Origin of the sequence: Sphaerimonospora thailandensis, assembly GCF_016863115.1 — a bacterium.
Taxonomy (GTDB): Bacteria; Actinomycetota; Actinomycetes; order Streptosporangiales; family Streptosporangiaceae; genus Sphaerimonospora; species Sphaerimonospora cavernae.
Genome location: NZ_BOOG01000013.1, coordinates 26,812 through 53,404, shown reverse-complemented (window position 1 = coordinate 53,404; position 26,593 = coordinate 26,812). Strand labels below are relative to the sequence as shown.

Below are 26,593 nucleotides of genomic sequence, written 5' to 3'. Positions count from 1 at the left end.
GCTTATGTGATTAGCCTGCGAGACATGAGTGAGATGCGCGCGGCGCTGTACGACAGGTACGGCCCGCCGGAGGTTCTGTACGAGGGAACGGCGCCGAAGCCGGTCGCCGGACCGGGCGAGGTGCTGGTGCGCGTCCATGCCACCAGCGTGAACGGAGGAGAACTCCTCGGCCGGGCGGGGCGGGTGCGGCTCGTGACGGGGCTGACGGGACGGGGTTTCCCGAAGCGCATCGGGCTCGACTTCACCGGCGAGGTCGCCGCCCTGGGCTCTGCCATGCCCGGCCTCGCACTTGGCGACCGGGTATGGGGAGTGATGTCACGGACTTTCGGCAGCGCCGCCGAGTTCGTGGCCGTACGTCCCCGGCAGTTCGCCCTCGCTCCGGCCGGGCTCGACCTGGTCGAGGCCGCGGCCCTGCCCGTGGGCACGACAGCGATCACCGCGCTGCGGGACAAGGCCCGGCTCAAGCCGGGTGAGCGGCTGCTCGTACGCGGTGCGAGCGGCGGAGTCGGCAATATCGCCGTCCAGCTCGGCCGGGCATACGGCGCGCATGTCACCGCACTCGCCCGGGCCGCGAACCTCGACCTCGTACGGGAACTCGGCGCCGACGAGGCCTTCGACTACACGACCACCGGTGCGGCCGGCCTCGGCCCGTTCGATGTGGTTCTCGACACTGTCGGCACCGAGCTCAGCGCCTACCGACGGCTCCTGGCACCCGGAGGTCGCATGGTGTCCATCGCCTTCGACATCGACCACGTGGTCTCATCGGTCTCGTACATCCTCGCGTCCACCGCGTTCGGATCGCGACGCGTACGGTTCTTCAGCGGCCGCCCCACCCATCGGCTCTTCGCGGACCTGACCGAATACGTGGAGCGCGGGGCGCTGCGGCCGGTCGTGGACGCGGTGCATCCGCTCGCTGATATCGCCGCGGCGCATCGCGCGCTGGAGGCGGGCGGCGTCCGCGGAAAACACGTCATCCGGATCGGTCAAACCTAATTAGGTACAGTCGCAGTACACCTAATTAGGCATGGTCCCCGCCTTCCTCGTCCACGCGGTCCTCGGCGTCCGCCCCGGGATATGCCCGCCTCACCGACACCGATCCACCCCAGACCCCCGAAGCCTTCGCCCCCTGGGTCATCCGTGTCATGCTCTCCCCCGATCGCGCCACCTACTCGCGCACCGAGACCGAATACCTGCGACCGCCCCGACGTACTCCTCGTCGACCTGGCGGCGCTCTACGGCGACGGACCACTCCGCGGCGGCGCGTGCCGGGTCAGTCCTTGACGGCGCCTGCGAGGCCGGAGACGAGCTTGCGCTGCACGGCGATGAAGAAGACGAGAACCGGGATCGTCATCAGCGTGGAGGCCGCCATGATGCCGCCCCAGTCGTTCTCGTCGGGTTTGAAGAAGACGAGGAGGGCGGCGGGGAGCGTCTGGTTGTCCTTGGCGGAAATGATGAAGGTGCGGGCGAAGATGAAGTCGTTCCAGGCGGCGATGAAGGAGAACACGCTGGTGGCGACGAGTCCGGGGGCCACGAGCGGGAACAGCACCCGCCACAGGATGGTCCCCCGGCCGGCACCGTCGATCATGGCCGCCTCCTCCAGTGCCTCGGGTACGGCGGCGACGAAGCCGCGCATCATCCAGATCGCGAACGGCAGGGAGAAGGCCAGGTGCACGAGGATGAGGGCGCCGAGGGTGTTGAGCCCCACGCCCGGCACGGCCGTACCGATATCGCGGACCAGGAAGAACAGCGGGATGGTCAGGGCTTCGACGGGAACCATCTGAGCGACGAGGAACATCAGCAGGACCGTTGTGCGGAACCTGAAGGAGAAGCGGGTGACGGCGACGGCGGCGAGGAACGCCACCAGGGCCGACAGGACGACCACCGACAGCGCGACGATCAGACTGTTGACGAAGTAACGGCTGAAGTTCTCGCCGGAGAGCACCCGCTGGAAGTGGTCGAAGGTGGGTGACAGGGTCCACGGCCGCGCGTCGAGCGACTGGATCTCGCCCGCGGGTTTGAGTGCCGACAGCACCATCCAGTAGATGGGGAAGAAGGTCGCGAAGGCGGCGGCGACCGCGATGACGTTCGCGACCGGCCGCCTCACAGCCGCTCTCCCGTACGGTACAGCGCTCGAATGTAGAACAGGGTGATCACCAGCAGGATGAGGGTCATGACGACGCCGATGGCCGAGCCGAGGCCGTACTCCGAGGAGCCGAACGCGGTCTGGTAGGCGTAGACGTTGAGCACGGAGTTCTGGCCGGCGATGCCGCCGCCGTTGGTCATCACGTAGATCTGGGTGAAGATCTTGAAGTCCCAGATGACCGACTGGATGACCACGATGGTGATCAATGGCCGGAGCATGGGGACGATGATCTGCCAGAACGACTGCCATTCCGAGGCGCCGTCGAGGGAGGCGGCCTCACGCACGGAGGGCGGGATGGCCTGGATGCCGGCGTAGAGCACGACCATCACGAACGGGAACGAGTGCCAGACAACGGTGGCGCCGACGACGCCGAAGGTCACCCATTTGTCGTAGAACCAGTTGAAACCATCGATTCCGAGCACCTGGTTCACCAGGCCGAGGTCGGCATCGAACAGGAACATCCAGACGGTGGAGCCGGTCATCGCGGGCGCGGCCCAGGCGGCCATGGCGGCGAATGACAGCAGCAGTCTGGGCCAGCGGCCGGCTCGGGTGAGCACTACGGCGAGCGTCGCACCGACGGCCAGGGTGGCGATCACCAGGGCGGCCGCGAAGAACACCGTCTGGGCGAGGATGGACCAGAACTTGTCGTCTTCCAGCAGCGTGCGGTAGTTGGCGAGGCCGATGAAGCTGGTCGGTTCGCCGCCGCTGACCTGGGCCTGCCGGTAGTCGAAGACGGACAGCAGGCCCAGCATGTAGATCGGGTAGCCGAAGATCGGCAGCAGCACGGCCGCGGCGGGCAGCAGGTAGAGCCAGGGCGCGAACCTCCTGGCCCTACCTGAGCGCGGCCGTGGGTGACGAACTCCGGCGGGAACGACGACCTGGGTCATGGCCGCCCGAACGCGGCATTCACCGCCGTAGCCGCCTCGCTCGTGGCCTCTTCGAGAGTCGCCTGCTTGGTCACGATCTTCTGCAGCATCGTGGGGATGACCTTCTGGTTGTCGATCTTCACCCACGCGGGGTCGATCGGCACGAACTTGGTGCCGGCCGAGACCGTGGCGAGGAACGGCAGCAGGAACTCGTCCGAGGCGGCGATCTGGTCACGGGCCGAGGTGAGCGTCGGCAGGTTGCCCATGGCCCCGTACATCTTGGTCTGGTATGTCCTGCCCGCGAGAAGCTGGAGGAACTCGACGGCGAGCGAACGGTGTTTGCTGCTCTTCATCACACCCAGGTTGTTGCCACCGGCGAAGGCGGGTGCGACCGAGCCGGCCTTCGCTCCGGGCAGCGGGATGACGGCGTACTTCCCGGCGGCGGGGCCCGCGTCCACCGCCGACCGGTTGAAGTTGCCGAGCAGGCCCATCGCGGCCTTGCCGCTGGCGAACAGTTCGACGGTCTTGCCACCGGTCAGCGAGGCGCAGGTCTGCGGCGGGCAGTTGTCGTCGGTGAAGAGGTCGGTGTAGGCGCGCACGCCCTCGCGTGACTCGGCGGAGTCGAGTCTCTCGATGTCACCGCCGGCGTCCCAGACGAACGGCAGCGCTCCGAAGGTGTACTCCCCGCCGACCGCCATGCCGTACATGTCGGGCTTCTCAGCTCTGACCTTGCGGGCCGCGGCGGCGAGTTCCTTGATCGAGGTGGGCGGTGCGAGGCCCAGTTCCTTGAAGACGTCGGTGCGGTAGTAGAGGGCGCGGACGCCGATGAACCACGGCACGCCGTACAACTTGCCGTCCACGGTCGCCGACTGGAGCAGGTCAGGACTGATGTCGGAGCCCTCGGACCACGCCGACACGTCGGCGCTCAGGTCGGCGAAGCCCCCCGCGGCGGCGTACTCCGCGAGGTCGGTGTTGCCGTACTCCGCCACGTCGGGCGCGCTGGCCGGGTCGTTGAAGGCGCCCTTGAACTTCTCGTGCCTGGCCGGGGTCGTCGGGATATAGGTCACCTCGACCTCGACACCCGAGTTGGCGGTCTCGAACTCCTTGATCGCCTCCTGGATGACCTTCTCCTTCGGAGCCCGATTCGGCTCGTCGAAAAGCCACACCTGGAGCGTGCCGGATTTCTCGTCACCTCCCTCGGCCTGCGGAGCGGTGGACGGCGCACACGCCGCCAGCGTCAGTACGGCCAGGCCGGCGGTCACCCAGTTAAAGATCTTCACTAGCACCTCCTAATTGGGGCAAACCTTAGGAGGACCACCGCGATCTTCGGAATGACAAGGGTGACTTGTTGTGCAATGCAGCATGATGTAACCGCAAGGACAATATAACGGCCATCTCTACCGTAATTTGACAGGGCGCGAAAGGAAGCCATGCACGAACCCCCCGCGGCGCGCAACCAGTCGGTGTCCCTGCGGCGTGCGCTCGCCGTACTGGAGCATGTGCGCGATCATTCCGGCCAGGACCTCTCCCTCACCCGGCTTGCCGAGGCGCTCGGCATGCCCAAGAGCACCGTGTTACGTCTCACCGTGCCGCTCGTCGAGGCGAACCTGCTGGCCAGAGACAGGAAGAGCGGCGCCTACCGGCTGGGTCTCGGCGCCCTGCGCCTCGGCCAGGCGTACCTCACCCGACTCGACCTGCGGACCGTCGCCGCCGAGGAGTCACACCGGCTGATGTCACAGGCCAAGGAGACCGTCCACCTGGTGCTGTACGACCCACCGCACGTCGTTTACATCGACAAGGTGGAGAACGCCACAAACGTCAGGATGGCCTCCCGGATCGGCAGCCGCGCATCCATCCACTGCACGGCCGTGGGGAAGGCGATCCTGGCCTGGCAGGCCGAAGAGGTCGTCGAGGAGGTCGTGGCAGCCGGTCTGCCGAGCGTCACCCGGTTCACGATCACCGACGCCGGCGCGCTGCGCACCGAACTGGGCCAGATCAGACAGCGCGGCTACGCCGTCGACGACCGCGAGAACGAGCCCGAGGTGCGCTGTGTCAGCGCGCCGATCTTCAACCACCTGGAGACCGTGACAGCCGCCATCTCGGTCTCCGGGCTCACCTCGCGCATCACCGCCGCCCGGGTGCGCACCCTGGGTCCGCTGGTGGCGGACACCGCCCGGCGGATCTCCAGAAAACTCGGCTCCACCCGCTGACCGTCCCCACACCCGGGCCGGCTGGACCCGTTTTCCGCGCCGATTCAGACGTTGAAGCGGAACTCGACGACGTCGCCGTCGCGCATGACGTAGTCCTTGCCCTCGATCCGCGCCTTGCCGGTGGACCGCGCCGCCGCCATGGAGCCGGCCTCCACGAGCTCCTCGAACGAGATGACCTCGGCCTTGATGAACCCGCGCTGGAAGTCGGTGTGGATGACGCCGGCCGCCTCCGGGGCGGTGGCGCCCCTGCGGATCGTCCAGGCCCGGGCCTCCTTGGGCCCGGCCGTCAGGTACGTCTGCAAGCCGAGCGTCTCGAACCCGACCCTGGCGAGTTGCGCCAGGCCCGACTCCTCCTGGCCGACCGACTGCAGCAGCTCCAGCGCCTCGTCATCCGGCAGCTCGACCAGCTCGGACTCGATCTTCGCGTCGAGGAACACCGCCTCGGCCGGGGCGACGACCTGCGACAGCTTGGCCCGCAGGTCGGCATCGGTCAGCTCGTCGGCGTCGAGGTTGAAGACGTACAGGAACGGCTTGGCCGTGAGCAGGTGCAGCTCGCGCAGGTCCGCGAGGTCGATCCCGGCGTCCTTGGCCCCCGCGTACAGCGTCGTACCGGTGTCGAGCAGCTTCGCCGCAGCCTCGACGACCTCCAGGAAGGCCTTGCGGTCCTTGTTGCTCTTGGCCTCCTTCTGGAGGCGCGGCACCGCCTTCTCGATCGTCTGCAGGTCGGCGAGGATCAGCTCGGTGTTGATCGTCTCAATGTCCCGCTCGGGCCCGACGCCGCCGTCGACGTGGGTGACGTCGGGATCGGAGAAGACCCGGATGACCTGGCAGACGGCATCGGTCTCGCGGATGTTGGCGAGGAACTTGTTGCCCCGCCCCTGCCCTTCCGAGGCGCCCCTGACCAGCCCGGCGATGTCGACGAACTCCACCTTCGCCGGGAGGACCCGCGCGGAGCCGAAGATCTCCGCGAGCTTCTCCAGCCGCGTGTCGGGAACGCCGACGATCCCCACGTTGGGCTCGATCGTGGCGAACGGATAGTTCGCCGCGAGGGCGTTGCCGCTCTTGGTCAAGGCGTTGAAAAGCGTGGACTTGCCGACGTTGGGCAGGCCGACGATTCCGATGCTCAGGCTCACGTAGGCCGAGTTTACGGGCCGGGGCGGGTAAGCCGGACATCAGCCGAGCCGCTGAGACCTGAGGAGAACCCGGGCGCGCCTCCCCCGCAGGGGCAGCCTTGGCTGAAAGCATGCCAAACCGTGGACGTTATGGCTCTCTTGCTGGGGCTCGCCATCGGCGCGGCCGCCGGGCTTGTGATCGGCATCATGATCGGCACAGTCCTCGCACGGACCAGGAGCGCTCAGCAGGCGGCCGAGGCCACGGTCGAGCTCGCCGAGGCGCGGGCGCGCGCGGGGGCCGCCGAGGACAAGGTCGCGTACGTGGAGAACCAGCTGTCCGAGCGGTTCCAGGCCATCTCCGCCCGCGTGCTCGACGTCAACAACCTGCGCTTCCTGGAACTCGCCGAGAACCGGCTGAACACCACGAGAGCCGAGGCCGCGGGCGATCTCGACCAGCGCAGGCAGGCGGTGGAGAACCTGGTCGGCCCGCTCCGCGAGACACTCGCCAAGGTCGAGCGGCAACTCCGGGAGAGCGAGTCCGGCGCCCGGGCCGCCCGCGCCGAGCTGAACCAGCAGATGGAGTTCGTACGGCGCAGCTCCGACGAGCTCAGGAAGCAGACGGCCGCGCTGGTGCGGGCCCTGCAGCGGCCGGAGGCACGCGGCCGATGGGGTGAGCTCCAGCTTCGCCGGGTCGCGGAGATCGCGGGCATGGCCCGGTACTGCGATTTCGACGAACAGGTGACCGCGACGACGGGTGAGGGGACGATCCGCCCCGACATGGTCGTACGGCTCAGCGGCGGCAAGCACATCGTCGTCGACTCCAAGGTGTCGCTGGCCGCCTATCTGGAGGCCGCCGAGACCGACGACCCCGGCTTCGCCGCCAAGCGGCTGGACGCGCACGCCCGCCACCTGCGGGAACACGTCGACCAGTTGGCCGCCAAGTCCTACTGGCAGGCGTTCAGCCCGGCGCCCGAGTTCGTCGTGCTGTTCATCCCCGGCGAGGCGTTCCTCGCGCCGGCGCTGGAGCGCGACCCCGGGCTCCTGGAGCACGCGATGAAGCGGCGCGTCCACATCGCCACCCCGACCACACTGATCACCATGCTGCGCACCGCGCAGTACGCCTGGCGGCAGGCCGCGATCAGCGAGAACGCCAAGGCCGTATTCGAAGCCGGCAAAGAACTCTACGAACGGCTGGGCAGCCTGGGCCGGCACGTGGAGGACCTCGGCAAGGCGCTGACGAGAGCCGTCGCGACGTACAACCGGACCGTGGGGTCGTTGGAGAGCCGGGTGCTGGTCAGCGCGCGCAAGCTGAACGACCTCGATCTCGTGGACTCCCCCCTCGAATCGCCGAGTCCCGTCGAAGCCGTCCCCCGGTTGGTGTCGATGCCTGAGCTTGAAGGTGAAGAGGAAGTAAGCCCCCCTCGTTTTCCTCGCCAGAACGGTAAATTGGCGCGGGACTTGTCGTAAGGGGGCTCCGAATGGTCGGCGCCGATCGAGCAGGGCTCAGGTTGACCGCCCGGGGAGCGATCGCCCTGCTCTTCGTGATCACACTGCTGGGTCAGGCCATGCTGCCGAGCGGCGTCGGCTTCGTCGCCGGGTGCCTCGCCGCGGCTCTGCTGGTGCGGCCGCGAGATCTCCTGCCGCTCGTGGTCACTCCCCCACTGGTCTTCTTCGTCGCGGCGCTGCTCGTCGAGGGCGTGCATTCGCTCGCCTCGGGGTCCGTACCGCAGACGCTCGGCGTGGGATTGTTCACCGCGCTCTCGTCGGGTGCGCCGTGGCTGTTCGCCGGGACCGCGCTGACCCTGCTGATCGCGTGGCGGCGCGGGCTGCCGGCCAACGTACGCGAACTGCGCGGCGGCGGCCCCGAGCCCGCCCGGGCGGCTACGCCGGACGCCCCGGACGCCCCGGGGGCTGCCCGCGGGCGAGGCACCGGCCGGGCGCGGTCCCGTACGCGCCGCGGCCGCACCCCGGTGTTCGACCCCGAGCCGGAGGGCTACTTCGAACCCCGTCTGTACGGCAGGGCCGCCGACGAGTGAACACGACCGGCGGCATGCCGTGAACGGCGGCGGCTATCTGGCGCGCAGGTCCCGGCGCAGCTCGTGAGGAAGGGCGAAGCGCATGCTCTCCTTCACGGCCTCCACCTCGTGGACGTCGGCGAAGCCGAGCTCTGACAACTTGGCCAGCACCCCTTCGACCAGTTCCTCGGGGACCGAGGCGCCACTCGTGACACCGACCGTGGTGACACCCTCCAGCCACTCGTCGCGTACGAAGGACGCGTCGTCCACCAGGTAGGCGGCATCGGCGCCGTAGTCCTTCGCCACCTCGACCAGGCGCTTCGAGTTCGACGAGTTCGACGAGCCGACCACGACGACCAGCTCCGACTCCGCCGCGATCTGCTTCACGGCCGCCTGACGGTTGGACGTCGCGTAGCAGATGTCGTCGCTCGGTGGATCGATCAGGTTCGGGAAACGCTCACGCAGCCGGGCGACGGTCTCGTCGGTCTCGTCGACCGACAGCGTCGTCTGGGAGAGCCAGACGACCTTCTCCGGATCGCGTACGGTGACCCCGTTCACCCCGTCGAGACCGTCGACGAGCCGGATGTGGTCCGGCGCCTCGCCGGCGGTGCCCTCGACCTCCTCGTGCCCGTCGTGGCCGATGAGCAGAATGTCGTAGTCCTTCGCCGCGAACCTCTTGGCCTCGTTGTGCACCTTGGTGACCAGCGGGCAGGTCGCGTCGATCGTCTTGAGCCGCCGGGCCGCCGCCTCCTCGTGGACGCTCGGCGCCACGCCGTGCGCCGAGAAGACCACGATCGCGCCCTCGGGAACGGCATCCGTCTCCTCGACGAAGACCGCTCCCTTCGCCTCCAGCGTCTTCACGACGTGGGTGTTGTGCACGATCTGCTTGCGCACGTAAATCGGCGCGCCGTACCGCTCCAGCGCCTTCTCGACAGTCTCGACCGCGCGGTCCACGCCGGCGCAGTATCCGCGTGGTTTGGCGACGAGGACACGGCGAGTCGCGGGGGTCTGTGCGTCCATGTTCCTATGCTATGTGCAACGCCAGCCGCCTCTTGACCCTGGGGAGTGGCCGAAACTCCCTGGCCAGGTCGCGTTTCGAAGATCACCCCCAGCTGCGCGTGGCCCCTGACGGCGCCTCGCTCACTCGCTACGGGCAACCGGGGGCAGCATTTTTGAAACACTCCCCGGGTCTTGGGACACTGGACAACTGAGAGCAAATCTCCCCAGGAGCCGCTATGTCCGTCCTTAAAGCCATAACGAGTAAGGCCAAGGACCTGCCTGTACTCGTCTTCCAGACGGCCCTTCAGGGGGCGGGAAGGGCGCTGCAGTTCGGCGACCGTCTCCGACTCACCGTCAGGCGCCTGACCGGCGGCGAGGGCCCGAACGCCGAGCAGCCCGCCGAGGCCCCGGCCCCCACCGCCCGATCCACCGCCGAGACGGCGGAAGCCCAGTCGGCGCGCCCTGCACCCGTTATCTACGCGCCCCGCCCCGCCAAGCCGGAGCCCGAGGCCGAGAAGGCCAAGGAGCCCGCGAAGGCCGAGGAGCCCGCGAAGGCCGAGGAGCCCGCGAAGGCCGAGGAGGCTGCGAAGGCCGAGAAGCCGGAGCCGTCCGCACCAGCCGGTGTCGAGGCCGAAGCGGCGCCCGAAGTCAAGGCGCCCGAAGCCGAGGCAGAGGCGCCGAAGCCGGCGACCACCGAACCCGGGGCTCCGGCGAAGCCCGCCCGGGCCCCGCGCAAGAAGGAGGCCGCCGAGTCCGCCGAGCCGAAGCCCAAGCCGGCTGCCAAGCCTGCTCCCAAGAAGGCCGCGAAGCCCGCCAAGCCGGCCAAGCCGGCCGAGGCCGTGACCGGGACGTCCGACGAACCGATGCCGAACTACAGCGAGCTGACGATCGCCTCGCTGCGCGCGAGGCTGCGCGGCAAGTCGCTCGAGCAGGTGCAGGCGCTGCTCGACTACGAGCAGGCGAACCTGAACCGGCCGGAGGTGGTCCGGCTGTTCCAGAACCGCATCACCAAGATCCAGGCTGAGGCGTGACCAGCGTCTCCTCGCATCTGGCCGCCGGAATGTCGGTCGAAGTGGTTAGTGTGCGAGTGCGGTCCGGCGGGGCGTGACGCGCACCCGCCGCCGCACCACCATGCGAGGAGGCCCCTGTGAGCGCGAAGACGTCACCGGAAGCGCCGCTGCCGATCCGGTCGGTCCTGCAGATGGTCGCGCAGTGGATCGGCAAGCTCGGCACCGTGTGGGTGGAGGGACAGATCACCGAGTTGACCGCGCGCGGCGGCACGGTGTTCCTGACGCTGCGCGACCCGGTGGCCAACGTCTCGGCCAGGATCACGTGTACGCGTGCCGTCTACGAGGCGAGCGTCCCACGCCCGGCCGACGGCGCACGGGTCGTCATGCACGTCAAGCCGGATTTCTGGGTCAACAAGGGGTCTTTCGCCTTCACCGCCCTGGAAATCCGGCCGGTCGGCATCGGCGAGCTGCTGGCCCGGCTCGAACGGCTACGCCAGGTGCTGGCCGCCGAGGGCCTGTTCAACGTCGACCGCAAGCGGCGGCTGCCGTTCCTGCCGGGCACCGTCGGGTTGATCTGCGGACGCGACTCGGCCGCCGAGCGCGATGTGCTGGAGAACGCCCGCCGGCGCTGGCCCGCCGTCCGCTTCAAGGTGGAGACCGTGGCGGTGCAGGGGTCCTATGCCGTGGGAGAGGTCACCGAGGCGTTGCACAGGCTCGACGCGGACCACGAGGTGGATGTCATCGTGATCGCGCGGGGCGGCGGATCCCTGGAGGATCTCCTGCCGTTCTCCGACGAGTCGCTGGTGCGTGCCGTCGCGGCCTGCCGTACCCCCGTGGTCAGCGCCATCGGCCATGAGCAGGACGCCCCGCTGCTCGACCTCGTGGCCGACGTACGGGCCTCGACGCCGACCGACGCGGCCAAGAAGGTGGTCCCGGATGTGGGCGAGCAGTTGACGCTGGTCCGCCAGCTGAGGGATCGGGGTCGCCGCGTCGTCCGGGGCTGGCTCGAGCGGGAGATCGCCTGGCTCGAGTCGGTCCGATCACGGCCATCGCTCGCCGATCCGGTGCGGGAGCTCGACCGGCGCGCCGAGCAGGTGGACGCGCTGCGCGAGCGGTCCAGGCGCTGCCTGACGGCCTCACTGGACCGCTCGGCCGACTCTCTGGAACACCTGCGCGCCCGCCTGGTCGCGCTGTCACCCGCCGCCACGCTGGAGCGCGGCTATGCCATCGCGCAGCGGCCCTCGGGTGAGGTCGTACGGCTGGCCGCCGACGTGAAACCCGGCGACGAGCTCACGATCCGCTTCTCCGACGACCGCATCAGCGTCACCACATCCCCCTCGTAACCCCCACACCCCCGGCATGATCTTGCAGTTTCTCGCACGCTACCGCCCTGACATGCGATTTCACCATTCGTGATCTTGCAGAGAATCCGCGCAGGTCACAACGGATGCGTGCGAGAATTCGCAAGATCACCGCGGGAAGGGTCGAGGGGCCGCGGGGTCATTCAGAGGGCGAGGCGGGTGTCGTAGCTCTCCAGCCACGCGTTGAACTGGAGGAGGCCCTCGATCGCGGATCGGGCTCCCTGGAAGCTGACCGCGCCCACGGGCTGGTCGAGCACGTTGCGGATCTTTCCGATGTCGACCAGGGGCGCGGCGGCGAAGTCACCGCCGGCGACCAGATCGGCCAGTTCGACGCGCAGCGCGTGCTCGTAGGCCGGATCCTGGGTGGAGGGGTAGGGGACCTTGCGGCGCTCGATCACCGAGCGCGGCAGCACGTCCTCGACCGCGGCGCGCAGCAGGCTCTTCTCCCGCCCGTCGAAGGTCTTCATCGCCCACGGCGTGTTGAAGACGTACTGCACGAGCCGATGGTCGCAGAACGGCACCCGGACCTCGAGGCCGACGGCCATGCTCATCCGGTCCTTGCGATCCAGCAGGATCTGCACGAACCGGGTGAGGTGCAGGTAGCCGACCTCCCGCATGCGCTTCTCCAGTCCGGTCTCGCCCGGCAGCCGCGGCACCTCGGCGAGGGCCTGCTGGTAGCCGTCGGCACGATAAGCGGGCAGGTCGATCTTGCGGAGCAGGTGCTCGTCGAGGAAGCGGCCCCGCGTCGACTGATCGGCGATGCCGGGGATGGCAAGCCAGGGGAAGGTGCCGGCGTTGACCGCGGCCGGGTCGTGGAACCACCGATATCCGCCGAACACCTCGTCGGCGGACTCCCCCGACAGCGCCACCGTCGACTGGCCGCGGATCGCCTTGAACAGCAGGTAGAGCGACGTGTCCAGGTCGCCGAGGCCCATCGGCAGGTCGCGAGCTCGCAGTGCGGCGGCACGCACGCCCTGGTCCATCAGGTCGGCCGAGTTCAGCACGATGTCGCGATGATCGGAACCGACGTGCCGTACGACGTCCTGGACGTACGGAGTGTCGGGAGTGTCGCGCATGTCGTCGGGCTGGAAGTTCTCCGCGTAGCCGGTGAAGTCCACGGAGAACGACCGGACTCCTCCCTGGCCTTTCAGCGCACGGGCGGCCAGCGCGGTCACCGCGCTGGAGTCGAGGCCGCCGGACAGCAGCGTGCACAGCGGTACGTCGGAGATCAGCTGACGGGTGATGATGTCGTCGAGCAGCTCTCGGATGGTGCGGACGGTCGCGGGCAGGTCGTCGGTGTGCTCGCGGGCCTCCAGCCGCCAGTAACGGCGTTTGCCGAGGCCGTCCCGGCCCACCCTGACGATCTGGCCGGGGCGCACCTCGTACATGTCCTTGAAGACCGCGGTCTCCGGCGACTTCACGAAGGCCAGCAGCTCGCGCAGGCCATCGGCGTCGACGACCCGATCGGCGAGCGGGTTGGCGAGAATGGCCTTGGGCTCGGAGCCGAACAGCACCCCCTGCGGCGTCGGGTAGTAGTAGAGCGGCTTGATCCCCATCCGGTCGCGGATCAGCAGCAGCTCCTCACGGCGGGTGTCCCAGATGGCGAAGGCGTACATGCCGCCCAGGCGGTCGACGAAGCCCTCGCCCCACTCCAGGTAGGCCTCCAGGACGACCTCGGTGTCGCTCTGGGTCCTGAAGCGGTGGCCGAGCCCGGTCAGCTCGGCGCGCAGCTCACGGAAGTTGTATACCTCGCCGCTGTAGGTCAGCACGGCCGCGATCTCGCCGTTCCGCTCGGCGACCATCGGTTGCCTGCCGCCCTCGATGTCGATGACGGCCAGCCGCCGGTGACCGAACGCGACGTGCGGAGCGAACCAGGTTCCCTCGGCGTCGGGACCTCGGCACGCCATGGTGCCCGTCATGGCCTGTACGGTCTCCCGCTCCAGTCGGAGGTCGCGCCCATAGTCAACCCAGCCGCTGATGCCGCACATACGACTACTCCCGTTCCACCCGGATCCGAGAACCGTATAAACGACCATATACATACCCAAAGCCGACATTCTTAAGGGTGGTGGCTCCACTACCGAAAGTGACATGTCGGCGGCGGCCTCTATCGTGGGGACGTGGCCCAGGAAACGAACATGCCGAAGAGCACGACGAAGAGCACGACGAAGAGCACCGCCAAGAACGCGGCGAAACAGGCCCCTCAGCAGGCCCCTCAGCAGGCTTCGGAGGAGCAGTCACCCGAGCGGACGCCGTCGTACGAGCAGGCGCGTGAGGAACTGACCGAGGTGGTACGCCGCCTGGAGACCGGCGGGCTGACGCTCGAGCAGTCCATCGAGCTATGGGAACGCGGCGAACGGCTGGCCGCCATCTGCGAGGAGTGGCTCCAGGGCGCACGCGCGAAACTGGCGACCGCGATGGCCCAGCGACAGGACCCCCGGCAGAACGGCCCGGTGGACGCCCCCTTCTGATATCGCCCGCATGGCGACTCTCAGGACGTGGCCGACGGGGTGGTCTCGGGCCTGGGCTGCGCGACCAGGGACTGGGCGAGAGCGGTGAGCTCCGCCCAGTCGGCGGTACCTGTGACGACGACGGTGCGATCGGGGAGGACCCGTACCAGCGACCGCTGGTTCTTGTCCTGGCGGAGCCGCTCCTGCCAGGTCTCTCCGTTGATCTGGCGGCTACCGGTGACCTTGTCGGTGTTGGCCATCCGGTTGGCGAACTCACCGGACGGCTGCTCGTCGCTCTGCGCCAGCATCGCGTGCTGCCGCCGTGCGGTGGCGAAGCCCAGCCGCCATGTCACGGCGCCGGCGTTGTCAGTGAGGTTCGAGCTGTTCGGCACCCAGTTGGGCAGCACCTCACGCGGCGACACGATCTCATACGACGCGGCCCGGGCGGCGTTGATCTGGTCGATCGAGAAGTCCACCCGGGGGATGTGCTCGGTCCGGCTCTGCGGCGTGACGAGCAGGAAAAGCCCGGCGCCGGCGAGGCAGACGAGCAGCGCGAACACGTAACCGTAGATTCCCTGAGTGAACCGTCCCACGCGAGCGAGACTACCGGTCTCCTGCACCGGTGGCCGTATCAGCGCGGTTCGCCGAAGGCTCCGGAGGACGCCCGGCCCCTGGGAGGCGGGGGGAAGTCAAAGGCGCCTGATCCCGCCGATGAGCGCAAGGGCCTCCTCGGCGATCCGCCGGGCCGCCGCTGGATCCTCCGAGAGGGTCACCTCCTGCACGACGGCCGCCAGCGCTCCCGTGACGACCACGACCAGGGCGTCCTCGTGCTCGAAGAGCGCGGCCGTCCGCCTGGCCCACTGTCGCAGCCGGTCGCGCATCGTGACCTCGAAACCGGGCGGGGCGTCCCCTTGGAGGAACAGCGCGGCCAGCTCGCGCTCGTTGAGACAGCCCTCCAGGTAGGCCCGGGCTCCCGCCAGGAACTGCGGCATCGGGTCGGTCTCTCCGGCGGCACGCGCGGCCTGGACCGCGTCCCTGGTCCGCTGCGTCTGCCGCTGCTGGAACTCCTCGAACAGCGTGAGATAGAGATCGGCCTTGCCAGAGAAATGGTGATAGAGGCTGCCCACACTGGCCTCGGCCCGCCGCACCACGTCGGTCACCCCGGCCTCGGCGAACCCGCTGGTGATGAACACCTCTTTGGCCGCATCGAGGAGCGCGACGCGGGTGGCCGCACCTCGGGTGGCCGCGCCGTGGTCGGGCGCCCGCGGTGTCGCCACGCCATGAACCGGCATGCGCTTCGCCGCCGTCCGCTCGATATCGCCGCTCATGACGGCGACGATATCCCGGTCCCGCCGGATCCCGAGTCGTGCGACGGCAAATGGCCCTCGACCAGCGACAACAGGTTCAGACCAATCGGACAAAAAACCCTTAAAGAACTACGATCATTAATTGCCCCTGCTGTCCGCGACAGAATAAAGCGCGGCGTGAGGGGCAACGAGAGAGTGAATCCGACTTTAAGGGGATCGATGTCTGATCACGTTCCGGCCCCGCTGGCGACCGGCGAGCACGCTCCCGACCGCAACCTGGCCCTCGAACTGGTCCGGGTGACCGAGGCGGCCGCGATGGCCGCCGCCCGCTGGGTGGGCCGCGGCGACAAGAACGGGGCGGACGGCGCCGCCGTCAACGCCATGCGGCAGCTCATCAACACGGTCTCCATGAACGGCTCCGTGGTGATCGGCGAGGGCGAGAAGGACAACGCCCCGATGCTGTACAACGGCGAAGATGTCGGCGACGGCACCGGCGCCGACTGCGACGTGGCCGTCGACCCGATCGACGGAACCCGGCTGTGCGCCCTCGGCATGAACAACGCGATCTCCGTCATCGCGGTGGCCGAGCGCGGCTCGATGTACGACCCGTCCGCCGTGTTCTACATGGAGAAGCTCGTGACGGGCCGGCAGGCAGCCGACCAGGTGGACATCGAGGCGCCGGCAGCGGACAACATCAGGGCGGTCGCCAAGGCCAAGGGCGCGAAGCCGTCCGACGTGACCGTGGTGATCCTCGACCGCCCGCGCCACGAGAACATCGTGAAGGAGATCAGGGAGACCGGGGCGAGGATCAGGTTCATCACCGACGGCGACGTGGCCGGTGCGATCATGGCGGCGCGGCACGGGACCGGTGTCGACCTCATGCTGGGGATCGGCGGCACCCCCGAAGGCATCATCGCGGCCTGCGCCATGAAGTGCATGGGCGGCGTCATCCAGGGCAAGCTGTGGCCGCGTGACGACGACGAGCGTCGCCGGGCGGCCGACGCCGGGCTCGACCTGAAGCAGGTGCTGACCACCGACGACCTGGTGCGCTCCGACGACGTGTTCTTCGCGGCCACGGGGATCACCGACGGCGAGCTCATGCACGGCGTACGCTTCCAGGCCGGCGCCGCCGTCACCCACTCCCTGGTCATGCGCGGCCGGTCCGGAACGATCCGCAAGATCGAGAGCGAACACCAGCTCTGGAAGCTGGGCGCCTACAGCTCGATCAACTTCGACACGGCCGTATGAGGCCCTAGCGCCGAAAGAGGCCCTTTCGGGGACGCTTCGGTGAGCGGGCGACCACCTTGCCGGCGAAGACGAACCCCGCCAGTTCGATGACGGGCGCGTCCGGGGCGTAGTCGGCCGCGCCCGGCGGCAGCCGTACCTCGTTCTTGAACGAGCCCACGCGGGCCGAGGGCGCGGTCACGATCTGGACGCCCTCCGGAACGATCAGCGTGACCGTGCCCGCCACCACGGCGAGCTGGACCACGACCCGGCGCGACCGCAGCAGGGCTTCGCACAGGTCCATGGTCACCTTTCCGCCGAGAGACGTGATCGGCACCTCGGAGGGCACGACCCACCGGCCCGTACGGCTCTCGCTGCGGAACATGGCCGTCACGGGGCGGGAGTCCATGCGGAACGGCTGGCTCTCCGGCGGCAGCAGGTCGGTGGTGAGCCCGGCCAGCTCGCCCAGCGTCCGGGCGGCCCAGGCCTGGTCCACGCGCTCCTCGTGCTCGGCGAGGGAGAGCCGCCCATCGGCGGCCGCCTCGGTCAGGACGGCGATCACCCGCTCCCGGTCCCGGTCCGAGGCGCGCAGCTCACCCGGGTCCGGCCCCTGCGGCACGCGCGGCGTCAGGAACGCGGAGATCCACCTGCTCGGCTGGGACTGCAACTCGCTCACACCATCGAGAGTAAAGGGACGGGCCCAAGAACGCATTGACCTTGCGAGCCGGGAATTCTAGTCTGACGAAACCCGAACCATCCTCATGTTCGCGGAGGGCCCCGTGGTTTCAGAGGAAGCAGTGCCCATCCCGCGGGACCGACGGGCACGGCTGGCCGCGTTCGTCGTCTTCGCCGTCCAGGGCCTCACCTTCGCCACCCTGCTCACCCAGGTGGCCGTGTTGCAGAAGAACCACGGTCTGACCGATGGCGGGCTCGCGGTCCTGCTGCTCGTCGCGCCGGTCATTGCGGGCGTGGGAAGCGTGCTCGCCGGGGCTCTCGCCGCGCGGTTCGGCAGCCGCCGGGTGCTCCGCCTGGCCCAACCGTTCGCCTGCGCGGCCGTCGTGCTCGCCGGGATCGCCGCCGACGTGCCGACGCTGGTGGCCGCCATCACGGCGTTCGGCCTCGGACTGGGCGGCGTGGACGCCGGCATGAACATGCAGGGCGTCGCAGTCGAGCGCCGGTACGGCAGGCCGGTGCTCACCGGCTTCCACGCGCTGTGGAGCCTGGCCGCGGTCGTCGGGGCCCTCTGGGCCTCCGCCGCCGCGGACACCGGCCTGCGCCTGGCGACCACGTTCGCGATCGCGCTCGTCCCGGCGGCCGCCGCCTCGATCGCCGCCGCGGCATGGCTGTACGGCCCGGCCGAGGAGCACACGCGGGCCGCCGGCGCGTCCCCTGACGCGCCGACCGCGAAGAGCGCCGCCCGGGTCCCCTGGAAGCCCGTCATTCCGCTCTGCCTGGCGATGGCCTTCCTCTACGTCGGCGACTCGTCGATCTCGAACTTCGGGTCCGTCTTCATGGAGAAGGTCACCCACGCGCCGGCGGGCGTGGTCCCGATGGCGCTCGGCGCGTACCAGGCGACCACGTTCCTCGTGCGGGTCTGCGGCGACTTCGCGGTCCGCAGGTACGGCCCGGCCGCGATCGTCCGGATCGGCGCGGTCATCGCCACGCTGGGTTTCGCGGCGATCGTGACGGCTCCGGCCGAACTGTGGGCGATCGGTGGCTTCGCCCTCACCGGCATCGGCCTTTCCGTCATCGCCCCGCAGTCGTTCTCGGCCGCCGGGCGACTCGACCCGGACGGCAGCGGCGTGGCCGTCGCGCGGGTGAACATGTTCAACTACGTCGGCTTCATCGTCGGCGCGGCCCTCGTCGGCGGCATCGCCGACGCCTCGGACTACCGGATCGCGTTCGCCGCCCCGCTCGCGCTCACCGCCGTGATCATCATGCTGGCCCGCGGCTTCCAGCCCGTCAGCCCAGCAGCGTCGCGAACTCGCGTACCGCCGACGTGATGCGGTGCGCGGGCAGGCGGGCGAAGCCGACGACGAACGCGCGCGCCGACCGCTCCGCCGACGCCGCGGTCTCCACGACGTCGGCGGTGAGACCGGCCGCACGCGCCGCGGTGGTCAGCGCCCCCGCGCCCCGCCCTTCGGACTCGGGGAACTCGGCGTAAACGTGCAGACCGGCGGAGATGCCGTGGACCCTGATCCAGGGCAGGTGCTCGGCCAGCGCGAGGACCATGGCGTCCCTGCGGATCCGGTACTCGCGGCGCATCCGCCTCAGGTGCCGGTCGTAGCCTCCGGTCCTGATGAGGTGCGCGAGCGCGTACTGGTCGATGACCGGCGAGCCGAGATCGATCTCCCCCCGCGCGAGCCGTACGGCCCGGGCGAGCCTCGGCGGCGCCACGATCCAGCCGAGCCGCAGCCCCGGGGCGAGCGGCTTGCTGACGCTGCCCGCCAGCACGACCCGGTCGGGCGCGAGGCCCTGCAGGCAGCCGACCGGGTCGCGGTCGAAGCGGAACTCGGCGTCGTAGTCGTCCTCCAGGATGAGCGCACCGGTCTCGGCGGCCCAGGCGATCAACTCGGCGCGGCGGCGCGGGGAGAGCACGACCCCGGTCGGGTACTGATGGGCGGGGGTCACCAGGACGGCCTCGGCCCCGGTCCCGGCGAGCGCCTCGACGAGGATGCCCTCCGCGTCAACCGGCACCGGCGCCAGGTCGGCGCCCGCCCGCCGGAGCAGCGGCGTCTGGCGTGGGCTGGTCGGGTCCTCCACCGCGAGGACGATCCTGCGACCTCTCTCCGCCGAGAGCACCTGGATGATCACGCTCAGGCCCTGGGCCACACCCGTGACCACCGCCACGTTCTCCGGCGCCGCGTCGCAGGCGCGCACCCGGCGCAGGTAGGCCGCGAGCTCTTCACGCAACTCGGGTACGCCTCCGGGGTCGCCGTAGTCGAACGCGTCGTTCGGCAGCGTCGTCAGCGCATGCCTGATCGCGGCCAGCCAGGCCCGCCGCGGGAAGGCGCCCAGATCTGGAGAGGTCACCCGATGCCCGTGATACGACAGCTGGTGCCGGTCCCGCCGGATCCGCGGAGTCTCGGCGCGGCCGACCGTCGGCGGCGGCGCCTTCGCGGGCGGAACGCCCGCGGCCGAGCCCTTCCCCGGCATGGGTGCGGACCCGGGCACGGCGGCGACCCGGGTGCCCGCGCCGACCCTGGCCTCCAGGAAGCCCTCGGCCACGAGTCGCTCGTACGCCTCCACGGCGACGCCGCGGGACACGCCGAGATCCCTGGCCAGTTCCCGGGTGGCGGGAAGCCGGGTGCCGTGGACGAGCCGCCCGGACCTGATGGCATCCCGCAGTTCGCCGGCGATCTGGGCGGCGATCCCGCCCCTGCCGCGGTCGATGACCAGGTGAAGATCCGTCATTGGCCCAAAATAACGCCACCTGATTGGACCAGTTGAGGGAACCATTGCGTTCCTAGCATCATCTGACGTGAGCACCCCTTCGGACGCCTCCCCGTCCGCCGTCCTACGGCGCGTCGACGCGGCTGCCCCCGCCCGGAGCCGCACCCGATATGTCGTCTGTGCGGCCACCGCGATGTTCCTGGTCGGAACCCTCGCCGCGGTCTCGGACGTGATCGAGAGCTATCCGGTCTACGGCGGCCAGGCGCTGCGCTATCTCGCCGCCGCCGTCATCCTGCTCGTCGTCGCCCGCCTGCGCGGCCTCGGTCGCGTACGGCTCGGCCTCCGTGAGTGGGCGTTGCTCGCGGCGCTGGCGCTGACCGGCCTTGTCGCGTTCAACGTCTGCGTGATCGAGGCGACCCGGGCGGCGGGCCCGTCCCTGGTGGGCATCATTCTGGGGACCGTGCCGCTGGCGCTGGCCGTCCTCGGCCCGCTTACCGGCACGCTGACCGCGCAGCCGACCTCCGGCAAGGCCGGCGGGGGCCGGTCTCTGCCGTCCCCGCGGATCGTCGTCGCCGCACTCGTCGTCGTGGCGGGCGCGACCGTGGCGACGGGGGCCGGCAGCGGAAACCGCTCCGGACTGATGTGGTCGCTGGGCGCGCTGGCCTGCGAGGTCTGCTTCTCACTGCTCGCCCTGCCGCTGCTGCCGAAGCTCGGACCGGTCCGGGTCTCGGCCTACTCGGTCGCCCTCGCCGTACCGTTCCTGCTGGTGATCGGGCTCGTCGTGGACGGCCCGGGCATCCTGCGCGTCCCGACGCCGGCCGAGGCGCTCGGGCTGGGCTATCTCGCGACGATCGTGACGACGGTGGCCTTCTTCCTCTGGTACACGGCGCTGCCCGGACTGGGTGCGGACCGGGCCGGGTTGTTCGCCGGGGTGATCCCGGTCGGGGCCATCGTCACGGCCGCGGTCCTCGGCCTGGGCCTGCCGTCGGCGGCGGACGTCGCCGGGGCGGCCATCGTCATCGGCGGCATCCTCCTCGGCATGAAACCCTCGAAATGACCTGTATATCGTGCTCCCCGGAGTCGCCACGGCCGACAGCCGGGATTCCGGTGCCGGCCCGCTCTCGCCCGCAGCCGCCTCCTCCCCAGGGGGCAACCGAAGCCCCGTGAGGCGAGCCGTACCCTTTGGTGGGGCGTCGTTCCGCTGCCGGGAGGCCGGGCGGCGGCCCGATCGACTCACATGAGCAGACGCAGAGGACCGAGGACATGCCGGAGTTCGACTACACCGACCTGCTGCCGCTTGGGGCGGACGACACCGAGTACCGCCTGATCACCGCCGAGGGGGTGCGGGTCATCGAGGCGGCCGGGCGGAGGTTCCTGGAGGTCGAACCGGAGGCCCTGCGGCTGCTCACCGAGACCGCGATCCACGACATTTCCCACTATCTCCGGTCATCCCACCTGGCCCAGCTCCGCAAGATCATTGATGACCCGGAGGCCAGCGGCAACGACCGGTTCGTCGCGCTCGACCTGCTGAAGAACGCGGGCATCTCGGCGGGCGGCGTGCTGCCGATGTGCCAGGACACCGGCACCGCGATCGTGATGGGCAAGCGCGGCAGGCACGTGCTGACCGACGGGCGGGACGCCGAGCACGTCAGCCGGGGCGTGTACGACGCCTACACACGCCTCAACCTGCGCTACTCCCAGATGGCCCCGCTGACCATGTGGGACGAGAAGAACACCGGCAGCAACCTCCCCGCGCAGCTCGAGCTCTACGCCGAGGACCCGCTGGGCCACCCGGACGAGTACAAGCTGCTGTTCATGGCGAAGGGCGGCGGCTCGGCCAACAAGTCGTTCCTCTACCAGGAGACCAAGGCCGTCCTCAACGAGAAGCGGATGCTCCAGTTCCTGGAGGAGAAGATCCGTTCGCTCGGCACCGCCGCCTGCCCGCCGTACCATCTGGCGATCGTCGTCGGCGGCACCAGCGCCGAGTACGCGCTGAAGACCGCGAAGTACGCCTCGGCCCGCTACCTCGACAGCATCCCGACCGAGGGGTCGGCGAGCGGGCACGGCTTCCGCGACCTGGAGATGGAGAAGAAGGTCTTCGAGCTCACCCAGCGGCTCGGCATCGGGGCCCAGTTCGGCGGCAAGTACTTCTGCCACGACGTCCGCGTGATCCGGCTGCCGCGCCACGGCGCGTCCTGCCCGGTCGCGATCGCGGTGAGCTGCAGTGCCGACCGGCAGGCGCTGGCGAAGATCACACCGGAGGGCGTCTTCCTTGAGCGGCTGGAGACCGATCCGGCCCGCTTCCTCCCCGACACGACAGAGGAGCACCTCTCGGATGATGTCGTGAGCATCGACCTCAACCGCCCGATGCCGGAGATCCTCGCCGAGCTCACGAAATATCCGGTCAAGACGCGGCTGTCGCTCACCGGACCCCTCGTCGTGGCCCGCGACATCGCCCACGCCAAGATCGCCGAACGGCTGGACGCCGGCGAGGAGATGCCCGACTACCTGAAGAACCACGCCGTCTACTACGCGGGGCCGGCGAAGACCCCCGAGGGGTACGCCTCGGGGTCGTTCGGGCCGACCACGGCCGGGCGGATGGACTCCTACGTGGAGCGGTTCCAGGCGGCGGGCGGCTCGCTGGTCATGCTGGCCAAGGGCAACCGGTCCAAGCAGGTGACCGATGCCTGCCGCGAGCACGGCGGCTTCTACCTCGGCTCGATCGGCGGTCCGGCGGCCCGGCTCGCCCAGGACTGCATCAAGAAGGTCGAGGTCCTGGAGTATCCGGAGCTGGGGATGGAGGCCGTCTGGCGGATCGAGGTCGTGGACTTCCCCGCCTTCATCGTGGTGGACGACAAGGGCAACGACTTCTTCCAGGATGCCTCTGGACCGGTCCTGACCATCGGCCGCCGCTGACCTCTCGCCTCTCTGTCAAAACTTTTGACAGAAGATCGCAACAATTTCCCGGCATGGTCTCTACAGGTCGCATCGCACAAATAGGTAAGCTGCCACCCATGCGTGCGCCCTCCGGATACCAGCTAGCCGCGCGCTACCGGCTTTTGGAGCCGGTCGGCCGCGGCGGAATGGGCACCGTCTGGCGCGCGAGGGACGAACTTCTCGATCGTGACGTGGCTGTCAAGGAGGTGCGGCTGCCGCTGGTCCTCGACGAGGACCTGCGCACCGAGCTGTGCGCCAGGACCGAGCGGGAGGGCCGGGCGACCGCCATGGTCGCCCACCCCTCAGTGATCACCATCTTCGACGTGATCACCGAGGACGACCGGCCGTGGATCGTGATGGAGCTCCTCAAGGCGCAGTCCCTGGAGGAGCTCGTCAGGCTGGAGGGGCCACTGCCCCCGCGCCAGGTGGCCGAGATCGGCCGGCAGGTCCTCGGCGCGCTGCGCGCGGTCCACGCGAAGGGCATCCTGCATCGGGACGTCAAGCCCAGCAACGTCCTCGTCACCGAGGACCGTGCCGTGCTGACCGACTTCGGCCTCGCCGCCGTGGAGGGCGACAAGTCGATCACCCAGGCCGGGATCGTGCTCGGCTCGGCCGGCTACATCGCCCCGGAGCGGGTCCTCGGCGCCAAGGCCAGCCCGGCGGCCGACCTGTGGTCGCTCGGCGCGACCCTCTACACCGCGGTCGAGGGACGCGGCCTGCACGGCCGCCGTACGGCTGCCGCCGCGCTGGCCGCTCTCACGAGCGGCGCGCCGATCCCGATGGAACGGGCCGGTCCGCTCGCCCCGGTGCTGCGCGGGCTGCTCCAGATCGATCCCGCCGCACGACTCGACAGCGTCCGCGCGGCGCTCATCCTCTCCAGGATCGCGTCCGGCGGGACCGTCGAGGAGTACGGCCCGCAGCCCCGTCGTGCCCCGATCCCGCCCGTCGCGCCGTTCGGGCCGACCCGCAAGTCGCCGCACCGCGGACAGCATCGGGCGGAGTCACGGCCGCGGCTGCGCATGTTCCCGCACCCCTCACCCTCCCAACCCCAGAACGTCCAGCCCCAGTACGTGCAGCCGCAGTACGTGCAGCCCCAGTACGTGCAGCCGCAGCATGGTCAGGCCCAGCACGGGCAGGCTCAGTACGCCCAGCACGGGCAGACACAACCCCAGCAGACACAGCCCCAGCACCCGCAGCCGCGCTCGCGTGCGTTCCGGGAAACCACCACGACGCCGAACAACGATCCCGCCTGGCAGTACGGCCAGCCGTACTCGCATCCGCAACAGCACTTCGGACACCAGCACGATCACATGACGGCGACGGCCCCGCCCCGACGGCGTCCGGCTGAAGGCGTGCACCGCAAGCCCACGGAGCCGGCCCTTCACCAGATGGTCCGCAGCCCGTTGATGCGGCGCCTGACCACGGTGATCAAGCTGGTCGTCCCCAGACGATTCTGGCCCCGCATTTTTCTCAGGTAAGGACCAGATCGCGTCCCAAGCGGTTGCGAACGGAAAATCGCTATCTTTCTTCACATGGCGGGACTTCAACCACGGCTGCTCGCGCACCGCTACGAACTTCGCATACCGATCGGCCGGGGGACGATGGGCACCGTCTGGCGTGCCTTCGACCGTTCGCTGGGCCGGGATGTCGCGGTCAAGGAGATCCGGCAGGATCCCGGGCTCAACCCGGTGCAGCGGCGGGAGTTGCGGGAACGCATGCTGCGCGAGGGCCGCATGGCGGCCAGGATCGCCCATCCCTCGGTCGCCACAATCCACGACGCCATCGAGGTGGACGGCAGCCCCTGGATCATCATGGAGTTGGTCGAGGGCCGGTCACTCGAGCAGGTGATCGACGAGGAGGGCCCACTCCCGCCCCGGCTGGTCGCCGAGATCGGCTACGACCTGCTGGGCGCGCTGCGGGCCGCGCACGCCCGGGGCATCCTGCACCGGGATGTGAAGCCGAGCAACGTCCTGTTGACCAGGACCGGGAGGGTCGTGCTGACCGATTTCGGCATCGCCAAAGCGGCGGGCGACATCGCACTCACCCAGACCGGCATGGTGATCGGCTCGCCCGGCTACACGGCCCCCGAACGAGCGCGCGGCGAGCACGCCGGTCCCGAGTCGGACCTCTGGTCGCTCGGCGCCACCCTGTACTTCGCGGTCGAGGGCCGGCCGGCCTACGAGCGCGGGTCGCTCAGCGCGACGCTGAGCGCGCTGATGACCGAGACCGCCGATCCGCCGACCCAGGCCGGCCCACTCCGTCCGATTCTGGACGGGATGCTGGAGAAGGACCACAGAGCCCGCCTCACCGCGGAGAGGGCCTCCGCGATGCTGCGGATCGTGGCCGACACCCCGACCGGTGGCACTCCGACCGGCGGCACCCCGACCGCGAGCGTCCCACAGGAGGAGAAGACCGCCCCACCCCCGGACGGCGACCGGACGATGATGATCGTCCGCCCCCATGACGACCCGCGTGTCTCGCCGGTCCCCCGCCCGTCGCCGCCTCCAGCGGGCCCCGAGGACTCCGCTGCCTCTGACGAGGACGAGGTGACGGCTCCCCGGCGGTTGCCGGGCCCCCGCAGGCCGCTGCCCCCGAGGCCGGGCATGGGCCTCGGGCACGCCGCCGACCAGCCCTCCGGGCTGAGCGCCATGGGACCTGCCGCATCGGACGGCGCCCGATTCGGGGAGCAGGGCCCCGATCGGCCGCACGGGCTGGGCACCGACCTGTTCTCCGTGCAGAGCCCGTCGACGCCCGACACCTCCGCCCGGGTCCGCGTGCTTCTGGTCGCCGCGGCCGCCTTCGCCGCGTTCATCGTCCTCGTAATCGTGATCGTGACAGCGTACGGCTGACCGCCGAGACGGACGCGCAGCCACCACGCCTGGCCGTACGGCCAGGCAGGAAGAACACTTGCCCTACGCGTTCGTTAAGCGATATTCGGTGAGCAATAGCTCACGCACTGCATCACCCTATGACGCTTCCTCTACCTGGCGGCGAGCGCGACGTCTAGGATCACACGATATGGATGTCCCCGCACAGGCTCGTGGTGTGCTGTATGTCATTGTGTGCGCCGCGCCTGCGGCTGCCGATGTGCACGCACTGGTGGTGCTCGCGCGGGCTGCCGGATGGCAGGTGCACGTTGTCACGACGCCGATGGGGGCGGGGTTCGTTAATGCCAAGAAGCTGGAACGCCTCACGGGTGATCTGGTCCGCAGCACCTACCGGACACCTGACCAGCCCAAGGGGCTGCCACCCGCCGACGCGGTGATCGTAGCTCCGGCAACCTTCAATACGATCAACAAGTGGGCGGGCGGGATCACCGACACGTTCGCCGTAGGGCTGCTGTGTGAGGTGATGGGCTTCGACGTTCCGATCGTGGCCGTGCCGCTGCTCAAGGACGTCCTCGCCCGCCATATCGCTTTCGGCCGTAGCCTCGCCGACCTGCGGCGGATGGGGGTCCGGGTGCTCTTCGATCCCGCTGCGCCGCCCAATGCGCGCATGCCATCCTGGGGGCAGATCCTGCAAGAACTCCATGACCTGATCGAGGTCGGGCCCTCTTAGGAGTGGTG

The 26,593-nt window shown here is 69.6% G+C and carries 24 protein-coding genes; 14 read left to right on the top strand and 10 right to left on the bottom strand.

Annotation, left to right across the window (positions count from 1 at the left end):
• Positions 1–33 precede the first annotated feature (33 nt).
• Positions 34–993, top strand: a complete 960-nt coding sequence (locus Mth01_RS07325) for an NAD(P)-dependent alcohol dehydrogenase (RefSeq protein ID WP_204013718.1) — start codon at positions 34–36, stop codon at positions 991–993.
• A 277-nt stretch (positions 994–1,270) separates the two neighbouring features.
• On the opposite strand, the gene Mth01_RS07320 is transcribed toward Mth01_RS07325, so the two are convergent.
• The 3 genes from Mth01_RS07320 to Mth01_RS07310 are packed head-to-tail and all read right to left on the bottom strand — an operon-like array spanning position 1,271 to position 4,289.
• A complete protein-coding gene (locus Mth01_RS07320; protein ID WP_239089450.1) occupies positions 1,271–2,104 on the bottom strand; it encodes a carbohydrate ABC transporter permease in 834 nt (277 codons plus the stop codon).
• Positions 2,101–3,030, bottom strand: a complete 930-nt coding sequence (locus Mth01_RS07315) for a carbohydrate ABC transporter permease (protein WP_204013400.1) — start codon at positions 3,028–3,030, stop codon at positions 2,101–2,103. Before Mth01_RS07315 ends, Mth01_RS07320 begins: the two co-directional genes overlap by 4 nt.
• Positions 3,027–4,289 carry an extracellular solute-binding protein gene (locus tag Mth01_RS07310; RefSeq protein WP_204013397.1) on the bottom strand — a complete coding sequence of 421 codons (1,263 nt, stop codon included), beginning with the start codon at positions 4,287–4,289 and terminating at the stop codon, positions 3,027–3,029. Before Mth01_RS07310 ends, Mth01_RS07315 begins: the two co-directional genes overlap by 4 nt.
• 150 nt (positions 4,290–4,439) lie before the next feature.
• Between Mth01_RS07310 and Mth01_RS07305 the strand changes: the two genes are divergently transcribed.
• On the top strand, positions 4,440–5,219 hold the full coding sequence (locus Mth01_RS07305) for an IclR family transcriptional regulator (protein WP_204013393.1): 780 nt from the start codon (positions 4,440–4,442) through the stop codon (positions 5,217–5,219).
• Between the two features lie 44 nt (positions 5,220–5,263).
• On the opposite strand, the gene ychF is transcribed toward Mth01_RS07305, so the two are convergent.
• Positions 5,264–6,352, bottom strand: coding sequence for a redox-regulated ATPase YchF (gene ychF / locus Mth01_RS07300; protein WP_204013391.1), 1,089 nt, complete (start codon positions 6,350–6,352; stop codon positions 5,264–5,266).
• 129 nt (positions 6,353–6,481) lie between these two features.
• On the opposite strand from ychF, the gene Mth01_RS07295 reads away from it, so the two are divergent.
• Together Mth01_RS07295 and Mth01_RS07290 are read left to right on the top strand one after the other, a co-directional pair.
• Positions 6,482–7,798: a DNA recombination protein RmuC gene (locus Mth01_RS07295; protein WP_204013388.1), complete on the top strand. Its 1,317-nt coding sequence runs from the start codon at positions 6,482–6,484 to the stop codon at positions 7,796–7,798.
• Positions 7,799–7,809: 11 nt separating this feature from the next.
• Positions 7,810–8,367: a DUF6542 domain-containing protein gene (locus tag Mth01_RS07290; protein ID WP_204013385.1), complete on the top strand. Its 558-nt coding sequence runs from the start codon at positions 7,810–7,812 to the stop codon at positions 8,365–8,367.
• Positions 8,368–8,400: 33 nt separating this feature from the next.
• Here the strand turns inward: Mth01_RS07290 and Mth01_RS07285 are convergent, their stop codons facing one another.
• Positions 8,401–9,366, bottom strand: coding sequence for a 4-hydroxy-3-methylbut-2-enyl diphosphate reductase (locus Mth01_RS07285; protein WP_204013382.1), 966 nt, complete (start codon positions 9,364–9,366; stop codon positions 8,401–8,403).
• 215 nt (positions 9,367–9,581) lie between these two features.
• On the opposite strand from Mth01_RS07285, the gene Mth01_RS07280 reads away from it, so the two are divergent.
• Both Mth01_RS07280 and xseA read left to right on the top strand, forming a co-directional pair.
• Positions 9,582–10,376, top strand: a complete 795-nt coding sequence (locus Mth01_RS07280) for a hypothetical protein (protein ID WP_204013379.1) — start codon at positions 9,582–9,584, stop codon at positions 10,374–10,376.
• 116 nt (positions 10,377–10,492) lie between these two features.
• Positions 10,493–11,698: an exodeoxyribonuclease VII large subunit gene (gene xseA, locus Mth01_RS07275; RefSeq protein ID WP_204013376.1), complete on the top strand. Its 1,206-nt coding sequence runs from the start codon at positions 10,493–10,495 to the stop codon at positions 11,696–11,698.
• A gap of 161 nt (positions 11,699–11,859) precedes the next feature.
• Here xseA and asnB read toward each other — a convergent pair whose 3' ends face one another.
• Positions 11,860–13,704: an asparagine synthase (glutamine-hydrolyzing) gene (gene asnB, locus Mth01_RS07270; protein ID WP_204013373.1), complete on the bottom strand. Its 1,845-nt coding sequence runs from the start codon at positions 13,702–13,704 to the stop codon at positions 11,860–11,862.
• 132 nt (positions 13,705–13,836) lie between these two features.
• On the opposite strand from asnB, the gene Mth01_RS07265 reads away from it, so the two are divergent.
• Positions 13,837–14,187: an exodeoxyribonuclease VII small subunit gene (locus Mth01_RS07265; protein ID WP_407695925.1), complete on the top strand. Its 351-nt coding sequence runs from the start codon at positions 13,837–13,839 to the stop codon at positions 14,185–14,187.
• A gap of 20 nt (positions 14,188–14,207) precedes the next feature.
• Here Mth01_RS07265 and Mth01_RS07260 read toward each other — a convergent pair whose 3' ends face one another.
• Both Mth01_RS07260 and Mth01_RS07255 read right to left on the bottom strand, forming a co-directional pair.
• Complete coding sequence (locus tag Mth01_RS07260) at positions 14,208–14,759, bottom strand: DUF4245 domain-containing protein (protein WP_204013370.1); 552 nt, start codon at positions 14,757–14,759, stop codon at positions 14,208–14,210.
• A 96-nt stretch (positions 14,760–14,855) separates the two neighbouring features.
• Entirely contained in the window at positions 14,856–15,458 is a 603-nt protein-coding gene (locus tag Mth01_RS07255; protein WP_204013710.1) for a TetR/AcrR family transcriptional regulator, read from the bottom strand.
• 234 nt (positions 15,459–15,692) lie between these two features.
• Between Mth01_RS07255 and glpX the strand changes: the two genes are divergently transcribed.
• Positions 15,693–16,721: a class II fructose-bisphosphatase gene (gene glpX, locus Mth01_RS07250; RefSeq protein ID WP_204013367.1), complete on the top strand. Its 1,029-nt coding sequence runs from the start codon at positions 15,693–15,695 to the stop codon at positions 16,719–16,721.
• Positions 16,722–16,725: 4 nt separating this feature from the next.
• On the opposite strand, the gene Mth01_RS07245 is transcribed toward glpX, so the two are convergent.
• Positions 16,726–17,373: a DUF1707 SHOCT-like domain-containing protein gene (locus Mth01_RS07245; RefSeq protein WP_239089449.1), complete on the bottom strand. Its 648-nt coding sequence runs from the start codon at positions 17,371–17,373 to the stop codon at positions 16,726–16,728.
• A 121-nt stretch (positions 17,374–17,494) separates the two neighbouring features.
• Between Mth01_RS07245 and Mth01_RS07240 the strand changes: the two genes are divergently transcribed.
• Positions 17,495–18,700: an MFS transporter gene (locus tag Mth01_RS07240; protein WP_204013363.1), complete on the top strand. Its 1,206-nt coding sequence runs from the start codon at positions 17,495–17,497 to the stop codon at positions 18,698–18,700.
• Here Mth01_RS07240 and pdxR read toward each other — a convergent pair.
• Positions 18,660–20,111 (bottom strand): MocR-like pyridoxine biosynthesis transcription factor PdxR, encoded by a 1,452-nt coding sequence (gene pdxR / locus Mth01_RS07235; protein WP_204013361.1) that lies wholly within the window; start codon positions 20,109–20,111, stop codon positions 18,660–18,662. The genes Mth01_RS07240 and pdxR overlap by 41 nt on opposite strands.
• Positions 20,112–20,178: 67 nt before the next feature.
• On the opposite strand from pdxR, the gene Mth01_RS07230 reads away from it, so the two are divergent.
• From Mth01_RS07230 to Mth01_RS07210, 5 genes are all read left to right on the top strand, one after another.
• Positions 20,179–21,147 (top strand): DMT family transporter, encoded by a 969-nt coding sequence (locus Mth01_RS07230; protein ID WP_239089448.1) that lies wholly within the window; start codon positions 20,179–20,181, stop codon positions 21,145–21,147.
• Positions 21,148–21,353: 206 nt separating this feature from the next.
• The gene (locus Mth01_RS07225; RefSeq protein WP_204013359.1) at positions 21,354–23,006 is read left to right on the top strand and encodes a fumarate hydratase; all 1,653 of its coding nucleotides are present in this window, start codon (positions 21,354–21,356) and stop codon (positions 23,004–23,006) included.
• Between the two features lie 98 nt (positions 23,007–23,104).
• On the top strand, positions 23,105–24,505 hold the full coding sequence (locus Mth01_RS29595) for a serine/threonine-protein kinase (protein WP_239089447.1): 1,401 nt from the start codon (positions 23,105–23,107) through the stop codon (positions 24,503–24,505).
• A 54-nt stretch (positions 24,506–24,559) separates the two neighbouring features.
• A complete protein-coding gene (locus Mth01_RS07215; protein WP_204013357.1) occupies positions 24,560–25,876 on the top strand; it encodes a serine/threonine-protein kinase in 1,317 nt (438 codons plus the stop codon).
• A 169-nt stretch (positions 25,877–26,045) separates the two neighbouring features.
• Positions 26,046–26,585, top strand: coding sequence for a flavoprotein (locus Mth01_RS07210; RefSeq protein WP_204013354.1), 540 nt, complete (start codon positions 26,046–26,048; stop codon positions 26,583–26,585).
• Positions 26,586–26,593 lie beyond the last annotated feature (8 nt).